The 1343-nt window shown below is 73.0% G+C and carries 2 protein-coding genes; one reads left to right on the top strand and one right to left on the bottom strand.

Annotated features, from left to right (window positions below; genetic code table 11):
- Positions 1-300 (bottom strand): MFS transporter (locus I59_RS02685; RefSeq protein WP_031272562.1); only part of this gene is annotated, 300 nt, incomplete at its 3' end.
- Positions 301-478: 178 nt separating this feature from the next.
- Here I59_RS02685 and I59_RS02680 point away from each other — a divergent pair.
- Complete coding sequence (locus I59_RS02680; protein WP_022902553.1) at positions 479-1057, top strand: TetR/AcrR family transcriptional regulator; 579 nt, start codon at positions 479-481, stop codon at positions 1055-1057.
- The last annotated feature ends 286 nt before the right edge of the window (positions 1058-1343 follow it).

Raw genomic sequence — 1343 nt, 5'->3', positions numbered from 1 at the left:
GCTCGTGGCGACGATCAGCGGCAGCCGCCGGCCGACCTTGTCGCTCCACGGCCCGACGAGCAGCTGCCCGACCGCGAAGCCGAGCGTCGTGGCCGTCAGGGTGAGCTGGACCGCCCCGTCGGTGATGCCGAACTGGTCCTTGATCGACGGGAACGCCGGCAGGTACAGGTCGATCGTGAACGGGCCGAGCGCGGTCAGGGCGCCCAGGACGAAGACGTAGACGAGTCGTTGCCCGCGGGAGAGCGAGTCCCCGGGGTGCAGGACGACACGGAGCGAACCGGTGGTGGCGGGCGCGGTCACGGAGGGGGTCCTTCGACGGTGAGGGGGTGGGAGGGAGCCGGCTGGACGGCTGGCGCGGCGGCGATCGAATCGATTCGTCCGTGGAACCATCCTAACCGCACCTGAGCGTCCCCTGACATGCGGTACGTTCTGATTGCCCGGTGGACCGGGCGATCCGGACAAGAAGGGGGTGGGTGTCATGGTCGACGCCCGGATCCTGCACACGACGGCGGCCCTGCGCGAAGCGATCCTGCACCTCGCGGCCGACCGTCCCGTCTCCCGCATCACCGTCGCCGACGTCACGCGCGCGGCCGGGATCAACCGCGCGACGTTCTACTCGCACGCGGTCTCCCCCGGCTCCCTGCTCGCCGACGTGCTCACGCCGGAGCTCGACCGCATCCGCGACGACGACGCCGCGGCCCGACGAGCGGCCTTCGAGCGCGGCGCCGACGCCGACGAACTCGCGGCGATCACCCGCCGGGGCATCGACGCGGTCGTCGAGCACGTGGTCGCGCACAAGGACATCTACGGCAAGGCCCTCCCGGATCCGGAGGACGGCTCGCTGCACCGCCTGCTGGTCGACCACTTCACGGTGTCGAGCGCCCGGCACATCGCGGAGCTCCCGAAGGACCGCCCGGCGCTGCTCGACGACGTCGCCGCCGGGTTCGTCGCCCAGGGCTTCGTCGGCGCGATCGAGGCGTGGCTCGCGGGCCCGCGCCGCTCGCGGCGGGCCCTCGTCGAGACGATCACGCTGTCGTTCCCGGCCTGGTGGCGCTGACGGGTCGCGCCCCGCGCGCACCGCGCGCAGCAGACCGACGGGAGGCCCGGTGCCNGCTGGCACCGGGCCTCCCGTCCGTCTCGGCGTCCGTCGCGGACGCGACAGGCGCTACCGGCGCGCCACCTGCGCCAGACCGGTGAACGACACCGACCCGAGGCCCGTCACGTCGTCGTAGCCCTTCGCGGTGGTGAGCGACGTGTCGTGGTCGAGCGTCACGAGGTAGTCCTTGCCGGACGTGGCGCTCGTGTAGGCGAGCGCGATCGGCGAGGCGGGCGACGTCACGTCG

This window comes from Curtobacterium sp. B8 (assembly GCF_000333315.1).
Taxonomy (GTDB): domain Bacteria; phylum Actinomycetota; class Actinomycetes; order Actinomycetales; family Microbacteriaceae; genus Curtobacterium; species Curtobacterium luteum.
Note: the sequence above shows the minus strand (reverse complement) of the source record. Positions and strands in the feature narration are given on the sequence as shown.

Bases quoted from the DNA above. Each gene is read 5' to 3' on its own strand.
- I59_RS02680 (WP_022902553.1), top strand. From the start codon at position 479: ATGGTCGACGCCCGGATCCTGCACACGACGGCGGCCCTGCGCGAAGCG.